This window comes from Burkholderia sp. Ax-1720, assembly GCF_011753035.1.
Lineage (GTDB): Bacteria > Pseudomonadota > Gammaproteobacteria > Burkholderiales > Burkholderiaceae > Burkholderia > Burkholderia gladioli.
Window position 1 is genome coordinate 1 of sequence record NZ_VWWK01000266.1, and the last position, 6776, is coordinate 6776.

Annotated in this window: 5 protein-coding genes; 3 read left to right on the forward strand and 2 right to left on the reverse strand. The window is 69.7% G+C overall.

The window, feature by feature from the left end; translation table 11 throughout:
* Positions 1 to 1866 (forward strand): condensation domain-containing protein (locus F3J18_RS34675; protein WP_240156494.1); only part of this gene is annotated, 1866 nt, incomplete at its 5' end.
* 223 nt (positions 1867 to 2089) lie between these two features.
* Entirely contained in the window at positions 2090 to 3085 is a 996-nt protein-coding gene (locus F3J18_RS34680; protein WP_025101673.1) for a cupin-like domain-containing protein, read from the forward strand.
* A gap of 133 nt (positions 3086 to 3218) precedes the next feature.
* Here F3J18_RS34680 and F3J18_RS34685 read toward each other — a convergent pair whose 3' ends face one another.
* Entirely contained in the window at positions 3219 to 4283 is a 1065-nt protein-coding gene (locus F3J18_RS34685; RefSeq protein WP_025101674.1) for a TauD/TfdA family dioxygenase, read from the reverse strand.
* Positions 4284 to 5041: 758 nt separating this feature from the next.
* Between F3J18_RS34685 and F3J18_RS34690 the strand changes: the two genes are divergently transcribed.
* A complete protein-coding gene (locus F3J18_RS34690; RefSeq protein ID WP_084152638.1) occupies positions 5042 to 5821 on the forward strand; it encodes a helix-turn-helix transcriptional regulator in 780 nt (259 codons plus the stop codon).
* A 22-nt stretch (positions 5822 to 5843) separates the two neighbouring features.
* Here the strand turns inward: F3J18_RS34690 and F3J18_RS34695 are convergent.
* Positions 5844 to 6776, reverse strand: a 933-nt coding sequence (locus F3J18_RS34695; protein ID WP_166916624.1) for an efflux RND transporter permease subunit, incomplete at its 5' end; no start/stop codon positions are given.

The following is a 6776-nucleotide window of genomic DNA, read 5'->3' on the forward strand; positions in this document are numbered from 1 at the left end:
CCGGCGCGGCTGGCGCTGCCGACCCGCGCGGCACGCCCGGCGGTGCAGCGCTATGCCGGCGCCAGCCTGCCCTTCGCGCTGTCGGCCGAGGCCAGCGCGGCGGTGCGCGAGCTGGGCCAGCGCCATGGCGCGACGGTCTTCATGACCTTGCTGGCGGGCTGGTCGGTCCTGCTCGGCCGCCTGGCCGGGCAGCAGGACGTGGTGATCGGCTCGCCGGTGGCGAACCGCCCGCGCGCGGACCTGGAAGGCCTGATCGGCTTCTTCGTCAATACCCTGGCGCTGCGCGTGAGCTTCGGCGACGGCATGAGCGTGGCCGAGCTGCTCGAGCAGGTCAGGACCACGGCGACTGCCGCCTACTCGCACCAGGAAGTGCCGTTCGAGCAGGTGGTGGAGGCGCTGCAGCCCTCGCGCAGCCTGGCCCACAGCCCGATCTTCCAGGTCATGCTGAGCCTGAACAACACGCCGGCCACCGACCTGGCGCTGCCGGGGCTGGTGCTGGAATCGCTGGACCAGGCGCAGACCACCAGCCAGTTCGACCTGACCCTGTCGCTGGCCGACGACGGCGAGGTGATCGCCGGCGCGCTGATCTATGCCGCCGACCTGTTCGACGCGCCATTCGCCGCCAGCACCGGCGAGCGATTCGCCCAGGTGCTCGCCGAGATGGCGGCCGACCCGGGGCGGCCGATCGGCTCGCTGGTGCCGGAGCTGGTGGCGCCCGCGCCGCGGGACCCGGCGCTCGAGGCCGAGCCGGCCCTGCTTGCCGGGGACGACGAAGCGGACGAGGCCGCGCACGACGGCGACGACACGCCGCGCGGCGAGATCGAGCAGGCCATCGCCGCGCTCTGGCAGCAGTTGCTCTCGCGCGAGCGGGTGGGCCGGCACGATCACTTCTTCGAGCTCGGCGGCATCTCCCTGATGGCGGTGCAGATGGTCTCGCAACTGCGCAAGAAGCTCGGCATGCCGATCGACATGCGCGACCTGTTCCGCAAGCCGACCGTGGCCGGCTTCGCGGCCTCGCTGCGCCGCGACGGCCAGGCCGCGCGTCACCCGAACCTGGTGCCGGTGCGCACCGGCGCCGGCACGCCGCTGTTCCTGGCGCATCCGGTGGGCGGCGGCGTGAAGTACGCGCACGACCTGGCGCCCTGGCTCGACGCCGGCATGCCGGTGTACGGCCTGGCCGCGCCGGGCTTCGGCGAGGGCGAGACGCCGCTGCGCGAGATGGCCGCGCTGGCCGGCGCGCACGTCGCGGCGATCCGCGCGGTCCAGCCGCAAGGGCCCTACCGGATCGCCGGCTGGTCGGCGGGCGGGCTGGTCGCCTACGAGATCGCGCGGCAGTTGCTCGCCGCCGGCGAGCAGGTGCAGTTCCTCGGCCTGATCGATGCGGCGCGGCCGGCAGCCGCCGCCGTCGCGCAGGCCTCGACGCTCGACGAGATCGCCTACCTGCGCGACTGGCTGCCCGAGCAGCTCGACGCGGACCTGCAGCAAGGCTTCGAGCGGCTCGCCGCCGAGCGCGACCTGCCGGCCCTGCTGTCGTTCGCCCAGGCCAACGGGCTGCTGCCGCCGGACATCCCGCGCGAACTCGACGCGGCCCTGCTGTCGCGCTACCTGGCGGTCGCGGCGGCCACCCAGCAGGCGGTGCTCGGCTACCGGCCGGAGCCGCTGCAGGCGCCGGTCACGCTGTTCGCCGCGGCCGGCGAGGCGCGCGAGGACGCCGCGCTCGGCTGGGCGCCGCTGCTCGGCGATCGCCTGCAACGGGTGCCGGTGGCGGGCACGCACATGACGGTGGTGGCCATGCCGCATGTGCAGGCGCTCGGCGCGGCCATCACGCAGGCGCTCGGCGTCGGCGTGGCGGGCGTGGTGGAGTAAGCACGAGCCCTGCCCGCGGCCGCCGCGGGCAGGGCTTCCCGACACCGCATGCCGACCTTGCCGGGACAGGGGACAGGGGACAGGGTCGCGGCCTGCGTCGACTGTCGCGCTTTGCGATGACAGACGCGGCCCGGATTCGATGTTTCAATCCTTCAAGCATCGGGCCGTTCGCGCCAGCGCGCGGGAACGGCCGCGAACGAATCTGCCGATACAGGGACACTCAATGACAGTCCGCAATGACGCCAGCGCCGGTCCGTTGGAATATCCGTGGAGCCTCACGGGCTTTCCCAACTACGAAGCCTCGGAGGAGATCGATTCGCTCGACGCGCGCGACCTCAGCCAGGAGGATTTCCACAAGCACTACGTGATGCAGAACCTGCCCTGCCGGGTACGCGGCGCGGCGGCGCACTGGCCCGCGTTCCGGGAGTGGCGCGATCCGGAGTACTTCAAGCGGGCCGCCAACGACATCCAGGTGGAAGCGCGCCACTATCCCTGCTCGGAGCTGATCGCCTGGGTCAACGAGGACATCCGCCAGAAGCTGATCGACGACATCGGCACCAACATGAAGGGCATGCCCTTCCATGCCTTCCTCGACGAGATGAAGCTCAACGGCGGCCAGCTGGTGCTCGACGCCTGCGAGTTCGACGACAAGTCGCCGCTCGCGGAGCTGCAGCAGGACATCACCGGCTACACCTTCCTGCAGAACGCCGGCAAGCCGCGCGTCAACCCGCTGTACCGCGCCTTCCTGTATCGCGGCTCCTACACCGACTGGCACTTCCATGCCGCCGACGAGACCCTGATGACCCAGGTGGTCGGCGCCAAGGAAGTGCTGATCCTGCCGCCCGACGACGTGTCGTGGCAGGCCCTGCTGCCGGTGATTCGCGAGAACGGTTACCTGTTCGACGTCGACAGCCGGCGCTACGCGGGCTTCTCGAAGCTGCGGCCGTATCGCGTGCTGGTGGAGCCTGGCGATGCGCTCTACATCCCGGTGTTCTGGTGGCACGCGGTGGAATCGGTCGGCACGCAGTTCGGCGTGACGGTGGCCAGGACCTTCGCCTCGCCGCTGCACATCAACGGCGACTGGCAGTATCCGGCGGTCAGGAAGCTCGCCCGCACCTACGCGCTCAGCCCGTTCGCGCCGCTGCTGGTCGGCGCGCTGGCCTATGCGCTGGCGCACAAGGTGCTGAAGCGGATCGGCTTGCGCTCGTCGCGACGCTGAGGTATCCCGAGCATCGCGGCGGCGCGCTCAGGCGGGACGTCCCCGCCTCGACGGGGCGCCCGCCGGCCCGAACCGCGATGCCATGCAGGCCCATGCAGGCGGCGCCGCCCCGGCGGGCGCGCCGCCCGCTGGTTCAGGCCGCCGCCTGCAGCGGCTCGCGCGACATCATCTCCCCCATCGCCACCACGATCTTGCGCGGCCCCTCGAAGGGATCGCGCGCATGCGCGGTCAGCATGTTGTCGAGCATCACCACGTCGCCGCGGCGCCAGTCGAAACGCACCGCGCAAGCCTCGTAGGCCCGGCCGATCAGCGCCATGTCCTCGTCGGCGATCGGCGTGCCGTCGCCGTAGCAGACATTGCGCGGCAGGCACTCGGCACCGACCAGCTCGATCAGGTCCTCGCGCACGCCCGGGCCCAGGCAGTAGGGATGATGCAGCTGCACCTGGTTGAAGAAGGCGCGCTCGCCGGTCGACGGATGACGGATCACGCCCGCGCAGCGCGTGCGCATCTGGAAGGCGTCGTCCTCGAGCCAGCGGAACTCGGTGCCGGCCGCGCGGCAGCGCGCCTCGACCACGGCGCGATCGTCGGTCTTGAAGAACTCGCGCCAGGACAGGTCGAGCTCCTCGGTGAAGGTGCGCACGTACAGCAGCGACTTGCGCTCGATGCGCTCGACCAGCTCGGCCGGCAGCACGCGGATCATCTCGCGGATGTCGACCAGCGGCGTCGCGCCGCCCACCGGCGAGGGCACCTCGCAATAGAACCACTGCTTGCGCGGCCAGCTCTCCAGGTGCGAGCTCTCGTTGTGGAACAGAATCATTTCCTGCTCGGGATACGGGGTCGAGCGGTAGATGTTGCGCCCGCCTTCCTTCTTCGGCAGATCGCCGTAAGTTCCGTGCAAGCCCGGCGAAAGCGCCTCGGCGAAGCGCTCGAAATCCTGCGGGGTGGGCAGCGCGAAGCCGCGGAACAGGATCGCCGCGTGCCGGCACAGCGCCGCGTCGACGGCCTCGCGATGGCGGCTGGCCCAGGCGACCGGATCGTCGTGCGCGCGCGCCGGCTCGAACACCACCGGCAGGCTCGCGCCGTCGCGCAAGGTGGAGATCCGCACGCTGCCGTCGAAGGCGGCCTCGGGGTACAGCGCCGACGCTTCGGAGCCCGTATCGATCGCGTCGAGGTCCGGTGCAAGGGTTTGGGAATTCATCAGCGACTCCTGTCCGGGGCCGGCGGCCCCGCCATGGTCCGGGTGCGCTCGCCATGACGATGCCGCGACGCCGGGAGGGTTGTGGACGCGGCCCTCGCGGCGAAGCACGACAGGAACCGCAGCTTACCTGTCAGGCATTAGAGCATCGGCCCCCGGGCCTGTCTGTACTCCATAGCGGGGACAAAAACGGCGCCCCGCCCCACGTCGCCGGCCGCGGGCGGCGATTGACGCTATCGCGCCACCTGCTATCGTGGTATTTAGTACATTGAATTTTCAGCTGAGAAACAATTCAAATTTTTATACGGATTTACACGCCATGGAAACATGAATCGTTAACCATTCCATGGTCGTCGATTGACGAATCCGGTTGTTTTTATTCCTGTCATCGAATCATAAGAAGATATTTCCGATTGATCATTTTTTCGTTATCCGATCGAATGGATGGGAAAGTTTCCTTCACCGCCAGGCCTTCAAATTCAATCGTCAAGAACAAAATGAAACTGAAAACCAGACCCGTTCTTCGGGTCGCCAATTCAGTATTTACGGCGCTTCGCGTCGATCGACAGTCCGTCGTCTCGACGATGCGACGCCGGGGGAATTGATCGATATTAGGGGAATAAAAGGACCTGCGCAGGGGTTATCGATGAAGCCTGCGCGTTCGAGCGGACCGGACCGATCCGTCGAATCCGGAGCACCCGGGACGGGCTCCAGGCAACCGGCACCACGTGCCGGCATGCGCAACACACGACAGGGCTATCATGCGCGACAGCATCGTGAAACTTGGCAGGGTGATCTCGAACGTGGGGACCACCCGATTCTTTTCAGCCATGCAGCGCTTCATCAGCGGCACGGTCACGATCGACATGATGCACGTCTCGATCTGGCATACCGATCCGCACCTCGGCCGGCTGGTCGGCGCCTCGACCATCCACGGCATGGAACTGCACGACAGCGGCATCGGCCAGCGCCTGCCCGAGACGCTGATCGAGCAGATCCTCGATCCGGACGGCCCGCGGCTGATCCATCTCGCGCCGCGCCTGTTCGACGACGAAAGCGCGGTCACGCCGGCCCATCGCTGCATCATCCTGATGCGGCGCGTGCGCACGCATTTCGTGGTGTTCCTGCAGCGCGAGGCCGAACGCGGCGACTTTCGTCCCGACGAACTGGCCTCGCTCGGCGAGCTCTCGCAGGCGCTGCTGCCGCTGGTCGAGCAGCATGCCTCGATGCAGCAGCCCGCCACCGCGAGCGACGACGACGAGTTCTTCGCGCCGCCGGCCGGCGAGGCGAGCGCGGCCTTGCCCGACAGCGCCGCCGACACGCTCTCGCAGCGCTTTCGCGAACGCCTCGAGCAGCAGAACATCACGCTGTCCTCGCGCGAGCAGCAGGTCTGCATCCTGATCCTGTCGGGCTATACCCTGCCCGCGATCTGCGACGAGCTGGACCTGCGCGCCAGCACCATCGAAACCTACCTGAAGCGCGCCCGCATCAAGCTCGGCCTGAGCGGACGGCACGGCCTGTCGCGCTGGATGATCGAATGAATGCCTGAAGGCGGCGTGCCGCTCAGGCCGGCTCGCGGCTGGCGCGGGCGGCCTGGGCGACGCCCGCCTCGCGCACCACCTCGCGTCCCACCTCGCCGCTCGCCTGGGCCGGCGCCTCGTGCCGCGAGGCCGGGGACGACGACGAGGGCCGCGGCGGCCGATGCAGCAGCCGCCCCAGGCGCGCCTGCCCGCGGTCGAGCAGCATGAAGGCGACCGGCACCAGCAGCAGGCTCAGCAGGGTCGAGCTGACCAGCCCGCCGATCACGGTCACCGCCATCGAGGAACGGAACGCGTCGCCGCGCATGTCGAGCGCGAGCGGCAGCAGGCCCGCCATCATCGCCAGCGTGGTCATCACGATCGGCCGCGCGCGCTTGCGGCAGGCATCGACGATCGCCTCGGCGCGCGAGATGTCCGAGCCGCGCCGGGCGATCTGCACATGCTCCACCAGCAGGATCGCGTTCTTGGTGCTGAGCCCCATCAGCATCAGCACCCCCACCAGCGAAGCCAGCGACAGCCCCAGCCCCGGCAGCAGCGCGAGCGCGGCCGCCGCGCCGCCCAGCGAGAGCGGCAGCGCCACCAGCACGGTGGCCGGCAGCACGAAGCCGCCGAACAGCAGCACCAGGATCGCGTAGATGCAGATCAGGCCGAACAGCATCGCCTGGTAGAAACCGCCGAACAGCTCGGCCAGCGATTGGGCGTCGTTGCCGAGCCCGCGGTGCACGCCGGCCGGCAGCCGCTGCAGGGCCGGCAGCGTGTCGAGCTGGGCCGCCACCTGGTCGAGCGGGCGGCCGTTGAGCGCCACGTCCAGCGTCACCACGCGCTCGCCGTCGCGGCGCTCGATGCGCCCCGCCTCGCTGGCGCGCAGCACGCGCGCCACGCTGGCCAGCGGCAGCTCGCCGTTCGCGCCGGGGATCGACAGCCCGGCCAGCAGGCTCGCGGCATCGGCGCCGCCGGG